This window comes from Paenibacillus sp. VT-400 (genome assembly GCF_001029205.1).
In the GTDB taxonomy this organism is placed as follows: domain Bacteria; phylum Bacillota; class Bacilli; order Paenibacillales; family Paenibacillaceae; genus Paenibacillus; species Paenibacillus amylolyticus.
On the sequence record NZ_LELF01000067.1, the window covers coordinates 2,920,637 to 2,946,767 of the forward strand.

Annotated in this window: 18 protein-coding genes; 1 reads left to right on the forward strand and 17 read right to left on the reverse strand. The window is 48.0% G+C overall.

Annotated features, from left to right (window positions below; genetic code table 11):
- Positions 1-237 precede the first annotated feature (237 nt).
- A complete protein-coding gene (locus tag EL84_RS23450; protein WP_047843315.1) occupies positions 238-756 on the reverse strand; it encodes a GNAT family N-acetyltransferase in 519 nt (172 codons plus the stop codon).
- A 121-nt stretch (positions 757-877) separates the two neighbouring features.
- On the opposite strand from EL84_RS23450, the gene EL84_RS23455 reads away from it, so the two are divergent.
- On the forward strand, positions 878-1,522 hold the full coding sequence (locus tag EL84_RS23455; protein ID WP_047843316.1) for a YczE/YyaS/YitT family protein: 645 nt from the start codon (positions 878-880) through the stop codon (positions 1,520-1,522).
- Between the two features lie 81 nt (positions 1,523-1,603).
- Here the strand turns inward: EL84_RS23455 and EL84_RS23460 are convergent, their stop codons facing one another.
- The 16 genes from EL84_RS23460 to fumC form a co-directional block, all read right to left on the reverse strand.
- The gene (locus EL84_RS23460; protein WP_047843317.1) at positions 1,604-4,183 is read right to left on the reverse strand and encodes a X2-like carbohydrate binding domain-containing protein; all 2,580 of its coding nucleotides are present in this window, start codon (positions 4,181-4,183) and stop codon (positions 1,604-1,606) included.
- Positions 4,184-4,546: 363 nt separating this feature from the next.
- A complete protein-coding gene (locus EL84_RS23465; RefSeq protein ID WP_047843318.1) occupies positions 4,547-5,065 on the reverse strand; it encodes a (2Fe-2S)-binding protein in 519 nt (172 codons plus the stop codon).
- The gene (locus tag EL84_RS23470; protein ID WP_047843319.1) at positions 5,062-7,590 is read right to left on the reverse strand and encodes a molybdopterin cofactor-binding domain-containing protein; all 2,529 of its coding nucleotides are present in this window, start codon (positions 7,588-7,590) and stop codon (positions 5,062-5,064) included. The genes EL84_RS23465 and EL84_RS23470 overlap by 4 nt, the downstream gene beginning before the upstream one ends.
- 33 nt (positions 7,591-7,623) lie before the next feature.
- On the reverse strand, positions 7,624-8,538 hold the full coding sequence (locus EL84_RS23475) for an FAD binding domain-containing protein (RefSeq protein WP_047843320.1): 915 nt from the start codon (positions 8,536-8,538) through the stop codon (positions 7,624-7,626).
- A gap of 290 nt (positions 8,539-8,828) precedes the next feature.
- Positions 8,829-9,476 carry an NTP transferase domain-containing protein gene (locus EL84_RS23480; RefSeq protein ID WP_053061586.1) on the reverse strand — a complete coding sequence of 216 codons (648 nt, stop codon included), beginning with the start codon at positions 9,474-9,476 and terminating at the stop codon, positions 8,829-8,831.
- Positions 9,442-10,722, reverse strand: coding sequence for an XdhC family protein (locus tag EL84_RS30945; RefSeq protein ID WP_053061587.1), 1,281 nt, complete (start codon positions 10,720-10,722; stop codon positions 9,442-9,444). Before EL84_RS30945 ends, EL84_RS23480 begins: the two co-directional genes overlap by 35 nt.
- Positions 10,723-10,764: 42 nt before the next feature.
- Complete coding sequence (locus EL84_RS23495; protein ID WP_047843321.1) at positions 10,765-12,087, reverse strand: 5'-deoxyadenosine deaminase; 1,323 nt, start codon at positions 12,085-12,087, stop codon at positions 10,765-10,767.
- A 138-nt stretch (positions 12,088-12,225) separates the two neighbouring features.
- Positions 12,226-13,821, reverse strand: coding sequence for a gamma-glutamyltransferase (gene ggt, locus EL84_RS23500; protein ID WP_047843322.1), 1,596 nt, complete (start codon positions 13,819-13,821; stop codon positions 12,226-12,228).
- Complete coding sequence (locus tag EL84_RS23505; RefSeq protein ID WP_047843323.1) at positions 13,815-15,056, reverse strand: pyridoxal-phosphate-dependent aminotransferase family protein; 1,242 nt, start codon at positions 15,054-15,056, stop codon at positions 13,815-13,817. The genes ggt and EL84_RS23505 overlap by 7 nt, the downstream gene beginning before the upstream one ends.
- 6 nt (positions 15,057-15,062) lie before the next feature.
- A complete protein-coding gene (locus tag EL84_RS23510; RefSeq protein WP_047843324.1) occupies positions 15,063-16,370 on the reverse strand; it encodes a Zn-dependent hydrolase in 1,308 nt (435 codons plus the stop codon).
- Positions 16,367-17,770: an allantoinase AllB gene (allB, locus tag EL84_RS23515; RefSeq protein WP_047843325.1), complete on the reverse strand. Its 1,404-nt coding sequence runs from the start codon at positions 17,768-17,770 to the stop codon at positions 16,367-16,369. Before allB ends, EL84_RS23510 begins: the two co-directional genes overlap by 4 nt.
- 43 nt (positions 17,771-17,813) lie before the next feature.
- A complete protein-coding gene (uraH, locus tag EL84_RS23520) occupies positions 17,814-18,191 on the reverse strand; it encodes a hydroxyisourate hydrolase (RefSeq protein ID WP_047843326.1) in 378 nt (125 codons plus the stop codon).
- Positions 18,191-19,696, reverse strand: coding sequence for a factor-independent urate hydroxylase (pucL, locus tag EL84_RS23525; RefSeq protein WP_047843327.1), 1,506 nt, complete (start codon positions 19,694-19,696; stop codon positions 18,191-18,193). Before pucL ends, uraH begins: the two co-directional genes overlap by 1 nt.
- Before the next feature lie 241 nt (positions 19,697-19,937).
- On the reverse strand, positions 19,938-21,560 hold the full coding sequence (locus tag EL84_RS23530; RefSeq protein ID WP_047843328.1) for a PucR family transcriptional regulator: 1,623 nt from the start codon (positions 21,558-21,560) through the stop codon (positions 19,938-19,940).
- Between the two features lie 221 nt (positions 21,561-21,781).
- Complete coding sequence (locus EL84_RS23535) at positions 21,782-24,526, reverse strand: CHASE3 domain-containing protein (RefSeq protein WP_047843329.1); 2,745 nt, start codon at positions 24,524-24,526, stop codon at positions 21,782-21,784.
- Positions 24,527-24,702: 176 nt separating this feature from the next.
- Complete coding sequence (gene fumC / locus EL84_RS23540) at positions 24,703-26,091, reverse strand: class II fumarate hydratase (protein WP_047843330.1); 1,389 nt, start codon at positions 26,089-26,091, stop codon at positions 24,703-24,705.
- Positions 26,092-26,131: the final 40 nt, after the last annotated feature.

Consider the following 26,131-nt stretch of genomic DNA (forward strand, 5'->3'; position numbering starts at 1 on the left):
TTATTGAGCAAAATTATACTGCCAGTTATGTATTAATCAGGCCTTTAACTTTTGCTAAAGCCATAGATGCAGCTTATGAAGGTCATCGAAAATAATAAGTTTACATAATATTTATTATGTATTAATTCTCATCGATTTCTTCATTTTATTACTCAACGGTTCTGGCAAAACATAAAAAAGCCCGAAAGAATTCTGCTCAATAGCATTTTTCTCCCAAGCTTTCCCTCGATGATCCAGTTACAATATCGTTTTGTTCATTATAAAATCAATCTGTTTCTCATCTCCCATGTAAAAAGCATGAGCTCCTGTCTGTACAAACCCCATCTTTTCATAAAATGCGATGGCATTTTCATTTTTCTCCCACACGCCTAACCAGATATTCGTTTTGTGTTGTTCTGTTGCCATCTCTATGGCTTTATTAAGCAGTACCTTACCCAAGCCATGTTTTTGGAACTCTTTCTTGATGTACACACGCTCGATCTCAAGAGATTCCACACCCATATTCTCAGACTGAGCATCATTGATATTTACCTTCATGTACCCTGCCACTTTGTGGTTGACATAAATAAAAAGAAATTGTGAATCCGCAATGGACAGTTCAGTTTCTAATTGCACCCTATTAAATGCCTTTTCCAGATAAGCTTTCATATTTTCGGGTGAATTTTGCCCTTTAAACGTTTCATTAAACGTCTCATAACTAATCTCCTGCAGTTCACATACATGTTCAATGGTACATATCTCTATACGAATCGTCATCTATATTCACATTCCTTTAACAAGTTAATCGTTGTTGCAAATGCAATAAAAAAGGGTTACATTGAATTTAGCTTAATTTTGTTGTATTTGCAACATAATATTAAAAAAGAGGTTGAATAAATTGAAATATGTACTTTTTGTCGCAGGTATTCTAATCTTAACACTTGGCATTTCCCTTACCATCCAATCTGAACTGGGCACCTCACCGTTTGATGCACTTCTGGTAGGGCTGTCACATCATGTAGGGCTAAGTGTTGGTAGCTGGGAGGTCATCATTGCTTTCCTATTAATTGGATGTAATTCGCTTTTGAAGCAGCAAAAACCCGAGTTTCTGGGGCTCGTCACCGCATTCATTACTGGTGTGGGGATTGATATCTGGCTTTATGTATCTGATTCCTTGATCACACCCGAAGTTTGGTACAGCAAATTAATGACTTTTGTCATTGGTTTAGTGATCATAAGTATCGGCACGGCGATTTATTTACAGACCAATTTTGCACCCATTCCGATTGACCGCTTAACATTAATCTTGCATGAAATCACTCGAACTCCCTTATTTGTATCGAGAACATTCATTTACCTTGTATTTTTAATTCTGGCGTTTCTGCTCAGTGGGCCAATCGGGCTTGGAACGTTGATAACCGTATGTTGTGCAGGTGTACTTCTTCAATTCATCATGGGCCATACGAAAAAGATAATAGATCGCATATTAACAGATATGGATACATCGTCACATACTACAAGTGAAAAAGAACATTCCGTCTAATCGGTGTCACCTTCGACGCCATAAAAAGGCTGGATCAGAGGTTCAATCCCTGATCCAGCCCATTAAACGTGCTACCTATCTTTACGGCTCAATTCCCCATACCAGCTGACCGTTCACATACCCGGTAACCTTATCATGGTTTGCGAACTGACTACCGGTTGCCTTGAACGAGTAATCGTTAGTCTGTGTGTAATTCGACCAATTGTTTTTGGAAAAGCGTGTTTGAACCTCTGCGCTCTGGCCCGCATTCAGTGATCCCGCCGCACTTGTAAAACCCACTTCCAGATAATGATCCGCTCCGGCAACTGGAGTCGCCAGTTTAACGAAATTGCTCGTTACATTCGCACTGCCCATACTGGCCCAGTCGGACCAGAAACTCTGAGCTTCCTCCCCGTCAATTGTATAGTAATACCGGAGTTTTACATCACTCAACGGAATAGCCGAATTGCCTGAGTTGATCAATTTGAACTTGGGTGAGACGCCGTTGGTGGATGCACTTGTATTACCGTTAAAAGCTTGAATCGTCAAATCCCCTGCTGGCACAGTAACCGTGCTGTCTACCACATTCACTGTGAACACAGCGTTATTTCCTCCATTGAAGTGAAAGGTCAATACGTTCTGGCCCAGCGGAAGCGTGGCAAGATAGGATTTGTTCAGAACAACAGCAGCGCTGGATGCTGTATAATTCTGACCCGCTACAAGTGTAACATTCCCCTTTGTGATACTTGTAAGCTGACGGCCATTTAGGGTGAGAGAGACGTTAATATCCTGCGCGGGATTCGTCGCTTTATCAAATGTTGCATTCACAGGAGAAATCACAGCATTTGTACCCGGTGTTGAATCCACAATTTTGACTTTTAACACAGGGTCCTGACCTTGATTAAAATCCAGAACAATCGAATGCTCACCAACTGGCAGGGTTGCCAGATAAGCTTTTTTCAGCAGCAATGTGCTTCCGTTCAAGGTATAGTCTGTCGTTGCGGTCAACGCATTGTTGCCTGCCCGGAGAGCAGTTAGCGTATTGCCGTTTGCATTCACGGTTACGGTTTTATCGCTTTGATTGGGTGTGTATTTGTCAAATTCAACGTTTCCAGGTGTGATGGATGCATTGGGGTTGGGATTGTTAACCTTTAGATTGGGCAGCTCATCCAACGTAATGACATAATCACTTTGATAAAGCGTTTTCAATGTTGCCGGGTAATTAAAAGCAGAACTCATCAGATGTTCGCCATACCAAGGACAGAAGTACAGCCATCCTGATTTCTCCTCGGTCAGATTTTTCACGCTTGGGATCGTGTCGTTCTCCGTCATGGCTACCATTTTTGTACCGTTCGTCAACTCAACAAGCTTATAGAAAATCGAGGTAATCGCATCTTCATTCGGTACGCCGGACAAACCGTCATAACGGTTGTAGATCGTATTGTATTTATCATATCCGACAAGATCTACCTGATCATCGCCCGGATACCAGGCAGGAGAAGTGCTGTATACGTAGCTGTTGTAGGTCCAGATCAGATTATGCAAGCCATACGTCTCGGTCAGTTCGGTATACAGCAGATCCCATAGCTCTTTGTACACTTCTGCACCTGCCGAAGCCCACCAGAACCATGCACCTTCCCCGTTCAGCCCGCCGTTGCCTTCTGCTTCATGATACGGACGGAAAAGCACTGGCACATCGTTATCTTGCAAAATCAGCAATTGTTCTGCCAGATCCTCGATGGTCATCATCACGTATTGATACTCTTTGGTACCGGGAATTACCGCATTGGCTGTATTAAAATTCGTTTCTGTTGGCTTGTAGGTCGCCTCTTTCCAATCCACAAAGTCCCCAAGCTCATACGTATTGAAATTACGAGGTACATTGATATGCCAGGAAGCGGTTGCAATACCTTCACGGTTATTCACCCAATCAATCATGCGATCAGTTGTACCGTCCTCCCAACCATACAACGGATTATAGTTCATCAGATCAAAGCCACGGATAGCCGGATACTTTCCAGTCAGATCATGAATCCACTCGAATTCAAGCTCCGAATCTCCGTCATTCCCTCCTCCGTAAATCTCTTGCTGACCAGAAATAATGTTGTTTCCGTATACCTCCGTTAAATAATTCATCAAAATTTGAGTTTCAGGTGTAGCTTCAGGATCAGTGAGAACTGGCTGCACATTCAGGGGATCCAGATCAGCATGATCCACTGTAAAAGTATCAAAATACGCGAAGCCCCAGCCAGCCTTCAGCTCAATCGTGTTGGCACCCTGATTCAGCTTGTGAAAGCCAAAATCGAAGTCTGACCATGTTGTCGTGTAAGGTAGCATGAACGCCCCTTTCGTAACACCATTCACGATTAAATTTTGTGACCTGCCATCTGCACTGAGCTCCTGCATATATCGTGTGGAGATCGCGTACATGCCGGTTTCCGGGACAGTCACTGTGAAGGTTAGTGTGCCAGAGTTCTGCATCCAGACAAATCCGGCCCCTGAGAATCCGGGCTTGGGTTGCCCATAGATTGAAGTAACCACTTGAAGATCCGGGGTGAGCTGAGCATCTTCGCTTTCGATGGTGAACAATGGTGTGTCTGCATGAACGGGCGCTGTCATTAATCCAAGCAGTAGGACCAATGCCAGCATCATTGCGGTTGCCTTTTTGAGCAAATTTTTCATCAATTCCATCTTCCTTCCCAAGTGAAATGTGATAATGAAATGTCAATGAACCCATTCATGGTTGCGCTTTCATTTTAAACATAGCATGCACACCAATATTTGTAAATATATGGTGAATGAGAATGTTTGAAATTCTTTTGTACCAGTACTTTGAACATTATATCTCCTTTCTCTCATCCGAATTGATAATTGACGAAAACGGTTCATAATCTAATCAATTTAGCGTATGAAACTTCATCTCACATTAGATGTGCACTTAAAAGAAAAACTGATAAACAACAAAAAAAAGCATTCCTATTCGGATGCTTTTTCACGTATGTTTCTTCAATTGCCCTTGCTTATGTCTGCGTCCTGCGTCCTGCCTCAACTTACGGTTTCCTCGGTAGACGTTTCTTTTACCACAGAGCGTTCCCCTGCCTTGCGTACCGCCCGAATAATGCCACCGTAGCCGGTACAACGACACAGATTCCCGCACAATCCTGTTTCAATCTGTTCTTGAGAAGGCTCAGGATGTGCATCCAGTAATGCCTTGGTTGATATCACCATGCCCGGAGTGCAATAGCCGCACTGAAAACCACCTTCCTCTACAAAAGCCTGTTGAATTGGATGCAGAGTGCCTTTCTCCTCGCCGTGCAGACCTTCAATCGTCATAATGCCACTTCCTTCACATTGATAAGCCATGACAAGGCAGGAATTCACAGGCTCTCCATCCATCAGAACCATACATGCGCCGCAGCGACCAACTTCGCAGGATACTTTGGTACCCGTTAGTTGCAAATGAGTTCGAAGCACATCGACAAGTCGGGTCGTTTGCGCGATCTCCAGATGTTTCTGTTCGCCATTTACAACGGCTGTCCAGTGATTCTCAAGTGGTTTACTCATGATGGACTCACTCCTTCCTGCAAAGGTACATTTAAAGGTCTGACCAGTTGTTCCCTCGGTACAGGAAGACGGTTAACCCATACGCCTGTCGCCTGGTGAATTGCGGCTGTAATGGCTGGCGCAAGCGCAACGGAGCCTATCTCACCGATCCCCCTAGGACCAAACGCATCACCCTCGGGTAAGCCTTCAATAGCCTCAACCTCCAGATTGGTATGAATATCCTGAATGGTTGGGATCAGATACGTGTCGAGGTTCGTGGTTACATAACGGCTGTCCTGCATGACCGCATCCTCCGTTAACGTGAATCCAAGCGCCATGACACTGCCACCTTCAATCTGTCCGATATAACCCATAGGGTTGATAACCGGGCCTGCCGCTACAACATGGCGTGTATCAAGTAGCTTGGTTTCGCCGGTCAATGTATTTACTTCCACCTCTGCCGCAACCGCCGCATACGTATACAAATAATGCCCGCCTACCACGTTGTCTGGCGTAGTTGGGTAATCAAACTTTGTATCAAAAATCCATTCATCGGCTTCGCCCTGCGTTGCGAGTTCAGCATACGAGATCAATAAGCCTGATGAAACTCCCTGTTTCGCCAGGTATTGAGATGCACCTAAATAACTACTTTCAGCAGTTTGACCACTTTCAGTCCCTCCAGCAACAATATCAGCCACTTTAGTTCTTTCAGCCTTCTCTAGTTTTCCTGCTTCTTCAGACGTTTGATTTACGCCTTCCAGCGCCAATGCTACTTTCTTCTCGCTCTTTCCTGTTCTTTGCACATCTGTTTCTACTTCTGAACTTTCGGCAGGAAGCTGGCCTTTGCGCCGTATACCACCAGGTCCTGTTAACAGTTCATCTGCCGGAACGCCTGACATTTCAGACGCGACAGCGAGAACACGGGAACGAAATGGAGTCTGCAAGCGTTGAAGAGCCATCCATGCCATCGTTGTTGAACGTGAAGCTGTACTTGATCCGCTGTGGGGCACACGATCCGTATCGCCGATGATAATACTGAGATCCGATGTACTGCATTGGAACAGATCACATAACATAATTTCCAGCGTTGCAATGAGCCCCTGACCAAATTCCTCGTAGCTGAACGCCACCTCAATCTTGCCTTCGTTGTTCAGGGACAGGCGGCCTCCCGCAGGGTCTGGAATGCCATAACCCAGCCCTGCACCGTGCATGGCGATGGCTGCTCCGACTCCGCGTTTGATCCACGGTGGCAGAGCAGGATGTGCCGGGGGACTCTGATGTTTTTGCCACAGTTCGGAGCGATCCAATGCCTCCCATACTTGGGACAGTCCATCCGTAACCAGAATGCGTTGATTCAGTGGTCCAGGATCATTCTTTTCCCTCATATTACGTCTGCGGAACTCCCAAGGGTCCATGTTCATGATTGCTGCAAGCCGATCCATCTGGCCTTCCATGGCAAAAATCGCCTGATTCCCGCCAAATCCGCGAAACTCACCTGACAGCCCGTTATTCGTATATACAGATACGCCTTCCACATCCACATTTGGAATAGCGTACGGTCCAAGGCAATGCTCGGTACAGAAGTTCAGTACGGGTGCACCAAGTGTGGCGTACGCTCCGGTATCTGCTGTTATACGGACACGATGCGCTTGGATGATGCCTTCTCGACTCATGCCGGTCTGCATTTCAATCTTCATTGGGTGCCGTTTCAACCCTGCACGCACGGATTCTTTACGTGAATTATGCATTTTCACAGGACGTCCGCATCTTAAAGCCAGTAATGCACCATAGGGCTGTACGTTTAGTTCATCTTTTCCGCCAAATGAACCCCCAATCGGTGAAGACACCACCCGGATATCTTCTTCAGAGCAACCAATAATGCGCGCAAGTTGCATCCGGTCTTTATAACCGTGTTGCGTTGCCGCGTATACATTCAGCCTTCCCTCTTCATCCGGGACAAACAGGCCACCTTCTGTCTCCATGTACGCATGCATCTGACGAGGCGTATAATACGTCTCTGTCACGATATGATCACACGTGGCAAAGGCTTGCTCAGCATCTCCGCGTTTAATCTCCGTCCGATGCAGCACATTACCTGGACCATGCTCATGCAGCTCTGGTGCGCCGGGAGCCAATGCAGCGTCTGTACTATTCAGCGGAGTGAGTTCCTCATACACTACACGGATCGCATCCAGTGCAAGCGCCGCACGTTCCGGGGAATCCGCAGCAACCGCTGCAATGGCGTCACCGATATAACGTACAATATCCTCGCAGAACACAGGTTGATCCGGGGTTGCTATGCCAAAACGATTCAGTCCAGGCACATCTTTGGAGGTCAGAACCGCATAGACACCTTCCAACGCCTCAGCTTCCGAAGTATCTATAGACAGTATACGAGCATAAGGATATTCGCTTCGCAATACTCTGCCATGGATCATGTCAGGTAACGTCATATCCGTCAGATATTGAAGTTGGCCTGTAACTTTGGGTGCCCCATCTGGCCGCAGGTGCCAGCGTTTCCCGCTCTGTTTCCGATTCAGCAGCATGATGCCTCTCCTCCTTTGCTTGATCGAAGTCTTCTATTCGTGAAGTGCTTCCCATAACCCGGCACCAAGCATATTGCCTGCGGTCTGTTTGCGATAATGTTCCGTTGCAAATGCATCGCCATAAGTCGTAAATTCGCTAGCCACGGCAGCTGCAAGAGTTGCTGCTTGCATGACAGTAGCTTCGCTACCAAGAAGCTGTTGTTCCGACTTCAGAAGTCGCATCGCCATGCCTGAGCCTCCACCAGCCGCAATCGCAATCTTGGTCCAGCGGTTATCCAAATCAATCTCACCGTATAACGCAACCGTCACCAGCGAAGCACTGAACGTCTCCCGTCGACCCAGCTTGCGGTAAAAGGAAACTTCTCGTGCAGCAGGTCTGTGCTCACTGTTCACATCAAACAGAGGGGACGGTCTCATTGGAATATGAATCGAGATTAATACATCCCCTGGATTACGGCTGCCATCCCGTCCACCCTGCAGCCAGGTAGACACTCTACGGATCTCAATGCCGCTGTCTGTCAACCAGTGCAGCTCCGCATCATATACAAGCAAAGCAGGCAGCGTATCCCCTACTCCGGACACAATATTCCCGCCAATGGTTGCCACATTACGAATGGAAGGGGCCGCAATTGCATTCACAGCTTCTTGCAGAATCGGCAGTTGATGCAGCAACGCTTGTGCAGCACATTCCTTTAATCGGGTCATGGCTCCAATGACCAGCTCATCTCCACGAATAGATATACCGCTCATTTCAGGAATACGAGCCAGACTAATCATGTGTTCAGGCGCTGGAATTAAGCCACCTTCCCACTGGGTTCGCAGCAATGTTCCGCCTGCCGTGAAACAATATATTCCCTTTAGTCTACTTCTCAATGTTTGCAGTTCTTGCAGGTTCTCAGGCTGCCATACCGATGGCATGGCTCCAGAACCGTATGCCGGTGTTACCATCGCTGCATCCCCTTTCTCTCTCTTCCATGGGCAGGAAATTCAACCGTCTAATCCAGATAATTCTTCAAATCATATGAGAGTTCAGCAGCAACGTCAATTCCCTTCACATCGTTTTGGATAAATGTATAAAACCTGCATTCCATTTGTGCTTGATGCATTATGATCTATTGAAAGCTAACACAGACTCTCTTTCACCACACGTTAAAAGAAGACAAACAGGCCAACCAGACTGCCTGGCTGACCTGATCATGTTATTAAATTATACATAGTTAATAATCTTCTCCTGTTATTTAGTCTGTCTGCTGTGATTCATATACATAACTCAGAATGCGTTCCAATTCCGGTTCTGTATCCGCATCCCAGAAACTAGTCTCAGACAGTGGTACATGTACACCTGAATAGTTAGCGCTGCGCATAATCTTACGTGCCCCCTCATCTCCATGCAAGGATAACAGAGGTCCGAACATATGGGAGCGAAAAGCAACGGGCGGTTTACCTCCCTCACCGTCGGTAGCTGCGACATAGTCACATAACTTGTGGGTAGCCAGTTCTGTAGTCACCCGATTAATATCCTGCGTTTTTAATAAAGGCTGATCACCCAGTAACATGAGAATGCCCTCCGGTTTGTACTGCATGGCCGACAATACGCCAGAATGAAGAGAATTGGCCATGCCGCAGGCATAGTCAGCACAGACCACAATTCGAAGTCTCGCTGTGGGATGGTAGGCATACGTGGCAGAATCAAACCATTTTACAGGTAGCCATGCCAGCGAATCTTCCGGTTTGACCACACAGACCACTTGATCTAGCTCCGAATTCAACGCAGCTTCCAATGACCATGCAGCCAGTGACCTTCCGTCAGGCATGACAACCGAGAGTTTATCCCGACCAAGGCGACGACTCTTACCTGCTGCCAGAACTATGCCCGTCATTCGCATGTGCAACGCTCCCCCTCTGCACCTCAGAACTCAAGGAAGAAACCTTATGTTTACATGCGATCAATTCCGCTACAATGCTGATGGCGATCTGTTCGGGACCGTCTGCTCCGATGCTCAAACCAACGGGAGAATGCACATATTTCAACGGTGGTAAGCCATCCAGCAGACGGACTGTTCGTGTTTTGGAACCCATGATGCCAAGATACGCGTACTCACAGTCCACTACCATCTCCAACAGTTCACGTTCGCGGGGAAAATTGTGACTCATTAAAATCAAATAATCTCCGTTGTTTACGTTTAACTGAGGCATGATCTCACATGGGAAACCAAGTATAAGTTCAGTTTCTGGGAACCTTTCCGAGGTGCATAAGGACTCTCGCCAATCGGCTACGACTACTCGGAATCCTGCGGATTGGGCGAGTCTGGCAACAGGAATAACATCATTCCCGGCTCCGATGATAATCAGGCGAGGTTTAGGCGTGTACAGCGAAGTAAGTTGCTGCGGGAGGTCCCAGGGATTCGTTGAAACCGTGTTGTTTGTCGCTATTTCAGCATCAGACTCAGAGATATGTTGTGAATCACCGGATAGATGGGAAGAGTGAGATTCGTTTGACAAAACAGGTACCACTTCAGGCACAAGCGTAAGGCGAGGTATGTCGGGAGAATATTGTTTTGATGCCGTATGTTCATGCTTGATATTACCACTGCTGTGTTGTACATCAACCTGCAATGAAGCTGGATTATTGTTCGTCACGCGATCATGAGTTGGGACGAGCGAAGGACGCAAGATTGGCTGGCGCCGAGTACCCGTTGGTTCAATCCGTTTCCAGCCATATTGAACCTTCGTATAATCATCTTGGAACGTTCGGGTTAACGCTGTTGCAGCGCCGGATTGAAAACAATCATACATCTTCTGCAACGTATCTCGGAGTTCACCACACACAGGTTCAAGCAACACAACAACGAGTCCGCCGCAGCCAATCGTCTCCCCCCAGGACAGATCATCCTCGGGACGCATGTCGTACTCCGCGAATTCCATCTGCTTCGTATCCAGCACATGGCTCACCCGGGCCTGAAGATCACTCTCCAGACATCCCGGACTGATACTGCCAACCATTTTGCCATCCTCGGTCAACAGCATAGAGACTCCCTGCTTACGGTAAGCATGACCTTCTACCTTGATCGCCGTTGCGAGCACACAGCGCGTTTCACGGGCTGCGATTGCACACAGATCATGCATTTCCATAGCGGTCTCCATCCTTTCTGGAATTGCATAAACTTCCTTCAGTCAGATACGTTTCATCAATCTCGCAATACTCTTATCCGACTCACGCAGCACAATGCCACGATCAATCGTCTGAATCTTACGATTCTTGAGCACGATACTTCCGTCAATAATAACGGTATCCACACAGCTACGTGTTGCGGAATACACTACGCGGGAATAGACATCCGTCTCATAGGAAGGGTACGTGTGGAAATCATCCAGATCCAGCAGCAGCATATCTGCCTTTTTGCCCACTTCGAGACTGCCAATTTCCTTCGACAAGCCAAGCACTTCTGCTCCTCCCATGGTAGCCATGCGTAATACGGTCCGAGCATCCATCACCGTTGGACCATGAGGAATCTTCTGCATCAGGGCCGTCAGGCGCATCTCCTGAAACATATCCAGATTATTGTTGCATGCGGCACCATCTGCCCCAATCCCAACCGCGATCTGCCGATTCAGTAGATCCGGAATATCTGCTACCCCGGAGGAAAGTTTCATATTTGATCCAGGACAGTGAGTGACTTTGACACCACGTTTGCGGATGATCTCCTTCTCTTCCTCACTCAACCATACACAGTGTGCCAGTACCAATCTGGGGGTCGCCAGACCGATATGATCGAGGTATACGATGTTACGCATTCCGCGTTCGTGTTCTACCAGTTCAATCTCTCCGCGATTCTCGGAGGCATGGGTGTGGACTTTGACATGATATTTATTCGACAGGTCGCGCACCTCTACCAGCAATTCTTCGGTACACGATACAACGAAGCGTGGACAGAAAGCATACTGAATGCGACCTCCGCCAAACCCGTTCCATTTCTCCAGCAGATCCACACTCTGTTGTAGCGAAGTTGCTGTATCCTCACGCAGGGGTTCCGGAACTTCGTCTCCATGATCCATCATCACTTTGCCAGAGATGACCCGGATGCCGCTCTGTGCCATCGCCTGAAACGCCGAGTCCGTGTGATGTACCGTCTCCATATCCAGAATGGTCGTGGTTCCACTGGAGATCAATTCGCCGAGTCCAAGCATTGCCGAATAATACACGGACTCCTCATCATGCGCTGCTTCCAGCGGCCAGATACGTTGACGGAGCCAATCCATCAGTTCCAGATCATCCGCACGTCCACGGAACAAGGTCTGACACAGATGAATATGCGTCTGGATGAAACCTGGCAACAGCACTTTACCACGAGCATCAATGACTTGGTCAGCTTGCATGTCGATGTGCGCTGCAATCTCCTTGATTTTATTATCCTCGATCAACAGATCTCCAATGAACACTTCCTCTTCTGCATTCATCGTCACAAGCTGTGCGCCTTTCAGCAGGATCGTTCCCATGCCAATCTCCCCTATCTGTGTCTGTCTATATATTACAACTCATACATATTTACACTTGCACTCCGATGACAGACCAATCTTCCGATCGCTGTTATCGTGTAAATATCTAGTTGAACTTATAAATGTCCAATGTAGCTGTTACCACCCAATAGCCATACCATCACCTCTAGGGTCTGCTGCGCCACTAATCATGCCGTCCTCACGAATGACAATGCCTTGCGACTGTCCCATAATGCCGTCCCACGGCGCTCTCGCTTCAACGTTATGTCCCCACTGGGCAAGGGTTGCACATACGTCATCGTGATATCGGTTCTCAACACGCATCGTATCGCCTTCTTCGCCCCAGGTACGTCCGTACACCCAACGTGGCAGGCTGATTGCTTCCTGAATGTTGAGCCCGTAATCAAGCACTCCGGTGAGCACCGATAATTGTGTCTGTGGCTGCCCTTCTCCCCCCTGTGTACCCACGAGCATATAAGGTTTGCCATCTCGTGTAACAAGGCCCGGCATGAGGGTGTGGAATGAGCGTTTATTCGGTTCCAGTACGTTGGCATCCCTCGGATCTAAGGAGAAAAACGACCCCCGGTTCTGCATGATAACCCCCGTATCCCCCGGAACATACGCTGCACCGAAGTCAAAATACAGGCTTTGGATGAATGAAACGGCATTGCCTTCGCTATCAACCACCGCTGCATATGCCGTGTCCTGACCTATCGTTTTGGACAAAAACGGTTGTGCCACAGGTGGAGCAGACTGAATCTCATTCCACAAATGGTCTCCGTAACTCTTGGATAACAAGTGATCAAGCGGAATGTCCCTGAAATCCGGGTCCGTCAGATAACGATCACGATCCCGAAACGCCTTTTTCACCACTTCCGCCATCAGATGATAGAATTCCGGTGAGGTACGTGCTACAGAGGACAGATCGGTATGCTCCAGCATATTTAACATCATCAGCATCGAGAATCCCTGCGAGTTGGGCGGCATCTGATGAACTTCATAGCCACGATACTCCGTACTGACCGGTTTCACCCACTCGCCACGATGACCCGCAAAGTCTGCTGGTGCAAGCATGCCCCCATCCTCACGAATAGCCGAAGTCAGACGATCCGCAAGCTCTCCTGTATAAAAAGTGTCTCTTCCACCCGTCTGAATCAGACGAATGGAGGCAGCAAGATCAGGCTGGATCAGCAGTTCACCTTCCTGCAAAAGTGTACCCAAAGGCGCAAATACCGCTCGCAGCGGTGTATGGCCCATAATGAAATCTTCATTCCTTTCCATCCACAGGCGGAGATTCCGGGATACAGGGCATCCTTTTTCCGCATACTGTGCGGCAGGTTCAAGCAACTGCTCCCACGGTAACTTACCGTACCGAGACCAGACTTCCCACCAGGCATCCACCATTCCCGGAACCGTGATGGCACTAAGCACACCGCGTTGAGGGATGGCATTCATGCCCATCGCTTTGAACGTATCGGCATGAATGCCTGCGGCTGAGCGGCCACTTCCGTTATAAGCGGTAATCTCACCGCTCGTTCCATCATGAATCAGGAAGAAGGCGTCCCCTCCAAGTCCGGTCATATGCGGATATACCACACCCAGAGCTGCACTGACCGCAACAGCAGCATCATAAGCATTCCCACCCTGCTGGAGGATGGAGCTTCCCACTGCACTCGCCAGATAATGAGGAGTAGTAACCATGACCTCCCTGGAGATTGGCATCTGGTTTAACATAAGGCACCCTCCTTCCCTGCATACACATCCAATGCGGCCTGCACCGCTTCACCGGCAGGTAATATGTGACGATGACGGAGAAGAACAGCTTCCAGCGCTCCAAGCACATGTAGTACGTTTTTGCGTTGGCAACTGAATCCCATTGTACCAATCCGCCAGATCTGTCCTTTTAACGGTCCAAATGAACTGGCTATCTCAATGCTGAAGTCGTTCAGCAACATGCTGCGCACCGATTCACCATCAATCCCCTCCGGAATCGTGATACAAGTGACCACCGGAAGTTTACTGGACATATCCCCATACAACTGTAGTCCCATTCCCTGAATTCCAGCAACCAACGCACGTTCATTCACCAGATGTCTCTGGAACCTGGCCTCCAATCCTTCTTGCAGCAAAATGCGTAAGCCTTCGTGAAGACCGTAGAGCATGGAGGTAGCTTCTGTATGGTGGTTCAAACGTGCTGAACTCCAGTAATCCTGCAATTGGCTCAGGTCAAAATAATTGCTGGCAATCGTGCGGCCTTCTGCCCTCGCACTGGTTGCATCTCGCAGTCCGCGTTCAACTGTTTTGCGGCTCATCAGTTTCTGCTCCACTCGACTGTTGTATGTGAGAGGTGCCATCCCTGAAGGAACAGACAGGCATTTCTGCGTACCACCCATTACCGCATCCAGATGCCACGCATCCGTCTCCACCGGAGTCCCACCAATGGTAGCCACAGCATCCACAACGAGTAAAATATCAAGATCACGACAGGCTTTGCCAATCTCGGCAAGGGGCTGCATCTGTCCGGTGGAAGTCTCACCGTGAACCATCGCAACCAGACTTGGTTTATGGGTATGGATCGCCTTGATCACCTCTTCCGGATCAAATACCGTTCCCCATTCCGTTTCAAAAAAGACAACCTCTGCACCGCAACGTTCCGAGATTTCAACCAGCAGATGTCCGAATCGCCCGTAGATCGGAACGAGAACTTTGTCACCGGGCTGAATTAGGCTGACCAACACAGCTTCTATCCCTGAACGGGATGTACCATCAACTGGATAACACCACTCGTTATCTGTCATATACAGCTCTCGCAGCATCGCCATTGTCTCGTTCATCAAGGATGTGAACTCCGGGTCAAACTGCCCCAGGATCGGAAAGGATAATGCTCTTAGCACACGCGGATCAACCTCAACGGGTCCTGGGGTCATAATGGTCCGCAAGGACGGAGATAACTCTTTATAGTTGGACATCTGCATTCAACTCCCGTAACCGTATTTATAGAGTAGCCGGACCAGAACCTGAAAACCGTGCATCAGGTCTGCTTCAGCTGTATATTCAAGTGGATTATGACTAATACCGTCCTGACTCGGCACAAAGATCATGGCCGTCGGACAAGCCGGCTGAAAAATCTGCGAATCATGTCCCGCGCCGCTTGGCATTAACCAGTAGGACAACTGCTCCTGCTCACAGGTATCCTGAATGTCTGAGATCATCTGTGCGTTCATGGGAATAGGTGTGACGGATAGATGCTCTTCCCAGTCCAGTACAAGCTGCTGCTCGGCTGCGATACGACTAAATGCCTGGAGCATATCCTGCCAGCAGCGATCAATACTCTCCTGCCGGATATGGCGGATATCGAGTGAAAACACCGCCCGTGCTGCAACTACATTCCCAACACCCGGATCGGCCGTGATTCGCCCAACCGTGGCTACAAGCGGTTCTCCTGCATCCAATGCGACACTCCTTACCACAGTAATCATCTCGGCTGCTCCGGCAAGTGCGTCTTTGCGCCAGGACATCGGCGTCGTTCCTGCGTGATTCGCTTCCCCGCTTACGGTAATACTGAACCGCTTCTGACCTACGATATCGGATACAACTCCAATCGAATGTCCAAGACGTTCCAGAACCTGACCTTGCTCAATGTGAAGCTCAATAAAGGCACCGTAATTTTTCGCGGCAGGTCTATATGCACTATCAGGTCCAAAACCCGCATCCCGGATCGCTTGTGCAAAGGTAACGCCGTCTTGATCCTTCAGATGCTCTACATCTTCCAGAGCCGTTATTCCTGTTATACTGCGTGAACCCCAATACGCAAAAGGGAATCGACTTCCCTCTTCTTCGCATAACGATACCACTTGAAGTGTTCGCTTCGGTGCTCCAAAATGCTTCTGTAAATACTCCAAAGCAAGAACACCAGCCACCACACCGTAAGCACCATCATATTTGCCGCCATACACCACCGTATCAATATGTGATCCGGTCACAATCGGCAATTCTTCAGCACCAGTCGCTGATTCCTTACCCTCACTCTTGAGTGTGCCATACAGATTACCAGACTGGTCAAATTCGGGAGACAATCCTTTCTCCTGCATTTTGACTGCAAGAGCACCTTGTGCTTCACACCAAGCCGAGTCATACAACAGTCTTGTAACGCCGCCCTGTGCATTCGCGCCATATGTCGACAGCCAGTCAAGCATGGCTTGCAGCTCCACCTGTTCCACATCCGGCAATGGAAGAGGAGCATTATTTGTACCGGATGACCGGTATACTCCAGATTCCGTCATGGCGTCTCCTCCGTTCCCGCTTCGATGGGACTAGAAGAGTAAGCCGTAATGTGTTGCCCGAGAGGCACAGGAGATAATCCGGATTCCGAGTTGTAGACACGATGCCCACGGCAAAATACGTCTGCAATCTGACAGTTAAATGTACGTCCTACATAAGGGCTCTGTTTATGCGTATAATGAAGATCCTCCGTGTTCAGGGTTGTGCTTCTCTCCCAGTCAATCAGGACCAGATCTGCATCCTTGCCAATCGCAATCTCTCCTTTGTTCTCCAGACCAAGCCTTCTGGCAGGCTGAAGGGAGAGCACTCTTCCGAGCAACGTGAGGTCGATATTACGCTGAAGATGTCCGTCCTCCAGCATGATCAGCAGTGTGCTTTGCGCTCCGGATATACCTCCCCAGATTTCAAAAAAGCTATCGGATTGTTTCATGGATGGCGGACATGGCGAATGGTCTGAGGCAATAACATCAATTAATCCTGACGTCAGTGCATCCCATAACTGCTCCTGCTCGGAAGAGCTACGAAGCGGTGGAGCGCATTTTGCCACAGCACCCAATCGGATCACATCCTGATCGGTCAGCGTCAGATAATGAGGGCATGTCTCCGAAGTGACGTCTTGCCCACACCGTTTGGCGTCTGCTATCAGATCCAGGGCTTCCCGGGTGCTAATATGCACAAAATGCAGCGCACACCCGGTCTGTTCACCGTATTTCAACGCTCGCGCAACCGCGACGACTTCGGCTTCCGCAGGACGGGACCGGACATAGTCCATCGGTTCAGTCCTTCCCTCAGCAATGCTTTTTGCACCGAGTTCGGCAACCATGCCTTCGTCCTCTGCATGAAGTGCCAGCACACGTTTTAATGTTGCAATTTCATGCATTCCGTCAAGTAGCGTATGGTCATCGGCTCTGGCAAAGATATCTTCCCCATCTCCGCCCGGCTCAGACATAAATGCCTTGAATCCGGCAGCACTCAGCCGTGACAGTGGAGCAAGTTCCTCACGATTGCCGGGAACCAAACCTCCCCAGAACGCATAATCAACATACGATTGGTCTGCGGCTGCTTTCTTTTTCATCTCCCATGCTTCCGGCCTTGTGGTTGGTGGTACGCCGTTAAGCGGCATATCGACATAGGTCGTGATTCCCCCTGCGGCAAGAGCTGCCGAACCCGATCGAAATCCCTCCCAACTGGCGAGTCCGGGTTCATTGAAGTGTACATGAATGTCCACGACACCCGGCATCACTGTAAGCCCCTCAGCTTCTATGATGCAAGCCGCTTCACCAGCGGTCAGCCGCGTGGATAGTTCCGTTATTTTTTCACCAGTTATGCCAATATCCAGTTGTTCTACCCGATCTCTCAGCACCACCCGGGCCCCCCGGATGATTGTATCAAATGTTGTCATGTGGATGACCCTCCCCCTGAATCAGAACCGGATGTGTGCATATTCAGCTTCCCCGGTATGTACTGTAACCTCCTGGAGCAATCAATAACGGAATATGATAATGGCTTGAGGCATCAGATACAGCAAAACGAATCGGAACAATCGTCCATAATGCCTGGCCTAGCTCCTCCAACGAACGCTGTGCGTAATAACTCTCGACATGGAATTGAAGCTCATATATGGCTGGCTCCAACTTGCCTCCATCCAGCAGCGGTGCATCCAAACGTCCATCCGCATTGGTAACCGATTCAGCCACTTTTGTCTTGCTTTCCTGCTCTCCATCCCTCTTCAGGGTATACAGTTCGATCCGAACACCCGCAGCAGGCACGCCTTTGGATGTATCCAGCACATGTGTTGTAATTCGTCCGCCAGATATCGACATCAGACGTCACCTTCTTTCGAGGAATCACGGCCGTCTGCTCCCAGGTCATCCCTTGTCATCGAGAAACCCTGGAATCCATATGGTGGTCTCGGCTCGGTAAATACTTTGCCTTCTCCCTCTTTCACTTCCTCCAGCACTGTCTCCCAAGTCCGATTGTTGGACTCAAACGAAACCTCACTCAGTTGCTCAAATCGACTTAACAACCTTCGTCCAATCTGGTAGATCAGATGTTGAATGGAAGCGGATCGACACTCATGAAATACCGCAGCAGCCAAATCTCTGACCTGTTCCGCCGCTACATACCGTCCACGCTGATCGTCCATGCCATCTCTCGGATCTTCATAACGCCAATTGATGTTCAGGAAAATAAATAACGGTCGATCCCATGTCTCTGGAAGAGTGGTATATTCATCCTGCATAAATCCGGCAAATTCACTGCCTTTGACCTTGATCAGTCTCAGATCGGCTACACCACTGAAATGGTTGCTGAGTTCAATCGAGTCTCCTGTTCGTTCTGCTTCCACGGCAGCTGTCGCACGATCATTCTGCGAATAACGAAATACGAGCGCACTCGGTCGATAACTTCCTTCTAATCCAATGGGTATATCTTCAAAAGGAATCTGATCTGCTGTCATCTGAACCTTGCTCATCTGCGGATACGTCTCCAGGAAACGCCGACTTACCAGCGCAAGAAATCCTTCCACCGTCGCACCTGTGTAGTCCGCTGCATGTTTGAGAATGAAATTTTTCATCGAATCGGTTGCCACCACCAGCGAATTATCCCCTTCTGCAAAAGAAGGCAAGAATTCATCGCCCTGCACAGCGACCTTAATGTTCAATCCAAACAGAATATTACTGCGTCCCATGAACGGAGATTCCGGGATCGACTGTATGCCCGTCAGCGGCTTGGCGTAGGAACGATACATCCACACATCCCCTTTGCCGTAATACATGGTCCGCTGCTGCACTGCGGCTGGTTTGCTCACGAACTCATGTTCATGACCGATCTGTGCGAGCCACTGCTCCAAACGAATGCCCGCTATCTTGAATACTTCCTTCAATGCAGTCTCGAATTCTTCTTCCCTGCCTCGGCGATGACGTTGCCGCATGGATTCGAGGATGGAGCTTGCGGTATGGCCTTTTACGGCCAATATGAAAGGAAAGCCAAATTGGCTTGTATATGCTTTGTTTAATTGTTGAAGTTCGTTGTATTGCTCTTGTGAGAGTGAATCAAGCCCTGCATCAGCTTGCTCCTGAACGGAGTTGCTGCTCATGCTGATTCGCGCTCCAAGATCCGGGTGATTTCGAAGCAACTGCAACTTCACCTGGTCATCCGATGCCTGAACCACGTTTTTCATCACTTTCATCATCTGTTCAAATGAATCAAAAGGTCGTGAAAGCCCCGCACGCTCAGCCACCCATGGTGATTCCTCAAATAAGCCGCCAAACGTATGCACAAACTGTGTAATAGACCAGTTGTTAACAAGTTTAATTAAGTCGCTCATGTTAGAACCTCCGGTCTGTTGTGGATTATTGTTCTTCATTCTAAGTGCCGTTCAATGTCGCGACAACAATATTTACGCAATTTTGTAATATAACATAACATCAGAGTTGTGATTTGTTTGCTGTGCACGGGAAGATCAGCTTTTGTTGCCCTTAAACATGAAAGAACCGCATTCCATCAAGGGAACGCGGTTCTGGGGGGGGTATGACCCGTTAGCATTGTCATGTTGCACAATGTGCGGTCTAGAGTTGGACATTGTGCGGTCTTGCAGCTGCTTTGTCCCGCACGAACTTGCGGAAGGTAAATACCAGCTTTAATTTAAGCAGATCATTCGTTTTCTTAAAGTCCATTTGCAGCAAGCTGCCGACTTTCTCCATCCGATAAGTGACCGTGTTGCGATGCACAAACAGCTGTTTGGCAGCTTCATTGATCAGTCCATCATTTTCGATAAAGGACTCCAATGTATTCATCAGCACCTGATTGGGATCACCATCCCTGGCAAGTAACGGTTCAAGTACTTTATTGCAGTAATTCTCCATGATGTTATCCGGTACGTGTTGGAACACATAGGCAAATTCGAGCATTTCAAATTGCAACGCACGGTCTTTCATGCCGAATCGACGAGCCAGTTGTCGAGTATCCAGACACTCCTGGTATGCTTCACGGAGCGATTTGGGCTCATGTTTCATTTTGCTGACCCAGAAACGCGGAGCTGGTGCTCCTTTTGCTTCTTGCGCTGCCAGAACATCACCGAAACGGCTCAAGAGAAAACTTGACAGCTCCTCTCCATAATCTCGCCCTGTTGGGCAGGTGTAGATGGACAAAATGCCATCCTCAATCTGAAAATGCTGTGAAGCCGTGAATTGCATCAGCGGATTGTATTGCAACTCGCGATGAATCTGTTTAAGTAGCTTTCCCTCGGCAAACAGAGTTGGTTCAAGTGTAATCAATACGCACTGATAAGTTCCCTGGAATAGATGTACACCTTTGTTCTCACTCATGGTGGTCAATTCCTGAACAGTCATTTTGTTATCCAGATACTGTGAAAGCAGTGTACGCATCTCATCTTGCACGGTCGGATTAATATGCTCGCGATAAGTCATATCCATATAAAATGCCAGCACATCGGCAGCCTGTTGAAACAGCTCTTCCTCTGCTCGAAGCGATAGGGCTGAATCCGTAAACACAAGCAACGAACCGTACTCTTCATCATTTTGCTTGATGGGTACGCGATGACAACTTCCCTGATTCCATTTCACTCGGTGCATGACAGATTTCCAAGGCCAGCCTTGGGTTACAGCATCCCCTGCAATGCCTTCACTACCATACAGCACATGCCCACGTGAACCAATGACGGCAAGGGGATAGTTCAGCACCGTGGCAAGTTCGGCAAACACATTCCGATGTGGCTGCTGTTGCAGCGCAAACTGCATTAATTTTTTCTGCTTTTGCACAACCTCATGCAGCAAACGGTTGCTACGTTCATGTTCAGCCTTGAACAAGGCATTCATCTGGTCGGAGAAGGTGAATTGAAAGGGGAGCTCAAGCAGTGGCAAACGAAGCCGATCAGCTTCCTCGACAATACCTTGGGGAATGGACTGCCAGAAACGTCCCAGCTTGATGCCGAGTCCTGCACAGCCGCGTTCATTCAAACGTCGCATCAAACGTAGTGCATCCGTCTCACTGTCTTTCATAATAAAAGCGGTGGTGAACAACATTTCTCCGGATTTGATCCAATCCGCGATATCAGGAGCGTCCATGACGTTAACGGATTTCATCATCCGTGAAGTCCCTTCTCCACCCGCAACCAGTTTGGCCTCTGACAACGGGTACACCTGTAAAGCCTCTTTAACCGTAAGTTGCATGGACACTACCTCCCATATATATAACACATTGTTATGTCATTCTGGTTAACGAAACTAAATCTCGCATTGTTTTTCTAATTAAATCCATATTTATGCGTTCAACTTTTATTTGTTGTTAAGTATTATAACATCAATTTTCTAAATAAAGCTTACACGGCAAAAAAATAAAACCTATGACCTAATTACAGCGCACTTTCCTGTAATCGGCATAGGTTTTTAGATCAGATTTCCATGGTTTCGTGATTCATCCATAATTTCATACGGGATAATACATCTTTGATATTCAGTGGTTTGCTGAGATAGTCCGAAGCACCTGCTGCAATACATTTCTCCCGATCCTCTTTCATGGCCTTGGCTGTCAGAGCAATAATCGGAAGCTGGGTCAGACCAAGTCGTTCACGGATCTGGCGAGTTGTCTCATAACCATCAAGTTCCGGCATCATAATATCCATCATGATGATATCAGGTTTGACTCCTCCACGCTCCAACAATTCCAGACACTCGTACCCGTTCTGCGCTGAAATGACATTCATACCGTATTGCTCAAGGGCGTTAGCCAGGGCATATACATTACGTATATCATCATCAACGACAAGTACTTGGCGTCCGCTGAGCAACGCTTCTTCCAGAGGTGTCAATAAAACATCCGATTGTCCGGAAGTGATTGAAGGAAGCTTAGTGATCTCAGGTGTAGTGGTAGCCACCTCATTCAGGAACAACCGCGATGCATTCATAGTCTCAGGTTCATCTCTTCGCAGTGGCAGGAATAGCGTGAACACGCTGCCCTGCCCCTCACGACTTGTTGCCGAGATCGAACCCCCCAGCAAATTCGCAAGCGATTGAGAAATAGACAGGCCAAGTCCGGTTCCCCCGTATTTACGTGCTGTAGCTCCATCCGCCTGTTTGAAAGCATCGAAGATCTGCACGAGTTTGTTATCCGCAATTCCGATCCCTGTATCACTGACGGAAAAAGCAATCACGTCGGTCTCTTGATCTTTCAATTCAGGATGAGCCAGACTCATTTTGGAGATGGTTAAGGCAACTTCACCCTCACTGGTGAACTTGAATGCGTTTGAGAGCAGGTTTCGGAGAATCTGATGCAATCTCATCTCATCCGTCACGATCGTTTCCGGTAAAGGACTTTGGAGCTGAATTCGGAAATCTATTTTTTTCTGTTCCGCTGTTTTCAGGAAATACTGGTTCATAACTTCAGGAACACTGCCCAGATAGACATCATCAAAATCCACTTCCATCTGTCCGGCTTCCACCTTGGATAGATCCAGAATATCATTGATCAGATTCAGCAGGTCTTTTCCTGATTTGTGAATGACTGAAGCATAGTTCTGCTCTTCACTATTCAAGTGTTGATTTTTATTTTCAGACAATATCTCAGATAAAATCAACATGCTGTTGAGCGGTGTCCGCAGTTCATGGGACATGTTCGCCAAGAATTCGGATTTGTACCCCGAGCTCGTTCGTAACTGATCTGCCACAACCGAAAGTTCATTGGCTGATGTCTCTGCAGCACTCTTCTGTACTTCCAGACGATCGTTAAGCATATGAAGTTCTTCGGTCTGCATTTGCAGTTCCTCCGTCTGAGACAACATCTCTTCGGTCTGAGCCTGAAGTTTCTCCGATTGTGCCTGTAATTCTTCATTCAGAACTTGTGACTCATCATATAATTGCTGTAATTCCATGCGAGTGACGGTAGAGTGTAGGGAAACACTAAAAATATCCGTCAGCTCTTGCATCAGCTTCATATCATTCTCTTGCAACGGCTTCATTGAAGCAAGCTCGATTACTGCAATCGTTCTGCCTTCGAACAGGACCGGGACTACAGTAAGTGATGTGGCAGATGTATACCCGAGACCCGAAGAGATTCGGATATAGTTCTGGGGCAGATCATTCATGCGTAGAACTCGCTTCTCCACAGCACTTTGACCTACAAGCCCCTCACCCGGAGCAAGCGACACTTTACCGAGCGAACGTTCTTTCTCTCCATCCCCAGCATATGCAGCCACGCGCAGCAGTCGATTGTCTTTCCAGTAATATAAGACGCTATAGGGAACTTCAAACAACATGGCTAGCTCGTTCAGGAACAAGCGGGACAATCCTTCCATATTGGTCGGGTTCTGTAAGAGTGTGGCAATGCCTGTGATCTGGTCTTTGACCCGATTCTGTTCCTGTACTTCATCCAGTAATTTGTTGGTTTCGTGGCCCAGGTCTCCCACTTCATCATGTGTGCGCACCTGAATTCGCTGCTTCAGGTTTCCACCTTTGGAGATATCACTGATGGTTTGCATAACATCTCGCAACGTTTTGACGATATTTCCTGATATCACAATCGCGGCTGCAATGGATAATGCTGCAATAATACCCCACAGCGTGTACATAATCGACAGCAGTGTAGAACTGCGTCTGGCAAGTTCAGTAACCCTCGCCTCGGTCAGAGTGATCTCTGTGTTACGGAAGGTTGTAAGTTGAGAGCGCAGTAGATCAATTTCAGTTTTACCCGGATCAGATTCGAAGAATGCAACTACTTTTGCTTGATCCCCTTGCTTTTTCAAGTCTACCGACGGCTCCCCAGCAATCTCAATCCAGCGTGTAATATGAGCTTTGATGCTTTGCAGACTCTGCTGCTGTGAAGGATTATCGCTAATGAGAGCATTCAACTGATCATAGTTGGAACTCCACTGGGATAGGCCTTGGGAATAAGGCTCCAAGTAACTTTCATTACCTGTAATCATGAATCCACGCTGTCCTGTCTCCATGTTCAAGACATTTTTTTCAATCGCGTTGGTCAGATTATGTACTTCCAGATCATGATGGGAGATAAAATCATTTTCCTTCTGTAACACATTAATTTGGGCCGTAAGCACTAACAGAACAGCTCCAAACAAAAGCACAACCACAAGATAGCCCAATAAAATTTTGGAGCGTATCGTAAATCTTCTCGTTTTTGACAACGCGGAAACCTCCAAATATATACGAATCCCATAATTAAATTAAAACTGGTGCATATGTAGTTTATATGTATACGTATAGTCTGACAAGCTTTAAGTTCATCGGTAATCATAAGAAAAACGACCTGCTTGTGCAGGTCGTCCTCTTCAGTGATCTATATTGCTCATTTTGGCTGATTTTAGGCCTTTGGAGCGATCATTTTGGCCGGATCGACATATTGATCAAATTGCTCTTCGGTAAGCAGGCCCGTTTGTAACGTCGCCTGTTTCAAAGACAAACCTTCTTTATGTGCAAGTTTCGCGATTTTGGCTGCATTCTCATAACCAATATGCGGGTTAAGCGCTGTAACCAGCATAAGCGAATTGTTCAGATTATGTTCAATCTGATCCAGATTAGGCTCGATGCCCACGGCACACTTGTCATTAAACGCAATAATGGAGTCCGCCAAGAGTTGCACGGATTGCAAGAAGTTATAGATGATAACCGGTTTGAATACATTCAGTTCAAAATTACCCTGACTTGCCGCGAAACCAATCGCTGCATCATTACCCATGACCTGCGTAACCACCATAGTGATGGCCTCGCTCTGAGTTGGATTGACTTTACCTGGCATAATGGAGCTGCCTGGCTCATTCTCAGGAATACGGATCTCGCCCAATCCACTACGAGGACCACTGGCCAACCATCGGACATCATTGGCAATTTTCATCAAATCAGCTGCAAGCGCTTTAACCGCACCGTGCGCATACACAACTTCATCATGACTTGTAAGTGCGTGGAATTTGTTTGGTGCAGATACAAAATCTTTCCCCGTATGTTTGCCAATCTCCTTGGCAGTGAAGTCCCCAAAGTCCGGATGCGCATTAATGCCCGTTCCGACAGCTGTACCGCCAATCGCAAGCTCCTTCAGATACTGTACACTTTCACGGATCATACGCTCACTCTTGCCCAGCATGGCTTCCCAACCACTGATCTCCTGACCAAGCGTAATTGGTGTTGCATCCTGAAGGTGGGTACGTCCAATCTTGATAATATCCTTGAATGCCTCCGACTTGTCTGCAAAAGTGGTTTTCAATACCGCGATTGCTGGCAAAAGTTGATCCTCAACAGCCAGAACACCTGCGACATGCAGAGCCGTTGGGAATGTATCGTTGGAGCTCTGGGACATGTTCACGTCATCATTTGGATGCAGACGCTCTTCCTTGCCCTTTTGCTCCAGCAGTTGGTTCCCCAGATTCGCAATCACTTCGTTCACGTTCATATTGGATTGTGTTCCGCTTCCCGTCTGCCATACTACCAGTGGGAAATGGTCATCAATTCGGCCTGCAATAATCTCGTCTGCTGCATAAGCAATAGCATCGGACTTAGCCGCAGATAATTTACCTAATTTATGGTTACTGGCCGCAGCACTTTTTTTCAAAATGGCAAGGGCACGGATAACTTCCATCGGCATATGTTCATTGCCAATCGGGAAGTTCTCCTTGCTGCGCTGCGTCTGAGCTCCCCACAGCCTGTCGGCTGGTACTTTCATTTCGCCTAACGTATCTCTCTCAATGCGGTATTCCACTTGCTTGTCCTCCTCCAAAAAGATGGTTTGGGTCTCTACA

What these genes read in the sequence shown, in the direction of transcription:
- EL84_RS23450 (WP_047843315.1), bottom strand. Translation starts at nt 756, where the DNA reads ATGACGATTCGTATAGAGATATGTACCATTGAACATGTATGTGAACTG.
- EL84_RS23460 (WP_047843317.1), bottom strand. Translation starts at nt 4,183, where the DNA reads ATGAAAAATTTGCTCAAAAAGGCAACCGCAATGATGCTGGCATTGGTC.
- EL84_RS23465 (WP_047843318.1), bottom strand. Translation starts at nt 5,065, where the DNA reads ATGAGTAAACCACTTGAGAATCACTGGACAGCCGTTGTAAATGGCGAA.
- EL84_RS23470 (WP_047843319.1), bottom strand. Translation starts at nt 7,590, where the DNA reads ATGCTGCTGAATCGGAAACAGAGCGGGAAACGCTGGCACCTGCGGCCA.
- EL84_RS23475 (WP_047843320.1), bottom strand. Translation starts at nt 8,538, where the DNA reads ATGGTAACACCGGCATACGGTTCTGGAGCCATGCCATCGGTATGGCAG.
- EL84_RS23480 (WP_053061586.1), bottom strand. Translation starts at nt 9,476, where the DNA reads ATGCGAATGACGGGCATAGTTCTGGCAGCAGGTAAGAGTCGTCGCCTT.
- EL84_RS30945 (WP_053061587.1), bottom strand. Translation starts at nt 10,722, where the DNA reads ATGGAAATGCATGATCTGTGTGCAATCGCAGCCCGTGAAACGCGCTGT.
- EL84_RS23495 (WP_047843321.1), bottom strand. Translation starts at nt 12,087, where the DNA reads ATGGGAACGATCCTGCTGAAAGGCGCACAGCTTGTGACGATGAATGCA.
- ggt (WP_047843322.1), bottom strand. Translation starts at nt 13,821, where the DNA reads ATGTTAAACCAGATGCCAATCTCCAGGGAGGTCATGGTTACTACTCCT.
- EL84_RS23505 (WP_047843323.1), bottom strand. Translation starts at nt 15,056, where the DNA reads ATGTCCAACTATAAAGAGTTATCTCCGTCCTTGCGGACCATTATGACC.
- EL84_RS23510 (WP_047843324.1), bottom strand. Translation starts at nt 16,370, where the DNA reads ATGACGGAATCTGGAGTATACCGGTCATCCGGTACAAATAATGCTCCT.
- allB (WP_047843325.1), bottom strand. Translation starts at nt 17,770, where the DNA reads ATGACAACATTTGATACAATCATCCGGGGGGCCCGGGTGGTGCTGAGA.
- uraH (WP_047843326.1), bottom strand. Translation starts at nt 18,191, where the DNA reads ATGTCGATATCTGGCGGACGAATTACAACACATGTGCTGGATACATCC.
- pucL (WP_047843327.1), bottom strand. Translation starts at nt 19,696, where the DNA reads ATGAGCGACTTAATTAAACTTGTTAACAACTGGTCTATTACACAGTTT.
- EL84_RS23530 (WP_047843328.1), bottom strand. Translation starts at nt 21,560, where the DNA reads ATGCAACTTACGGTTAAAGAGGCTTTACAGGTGTACCCGTTGTCAGAG.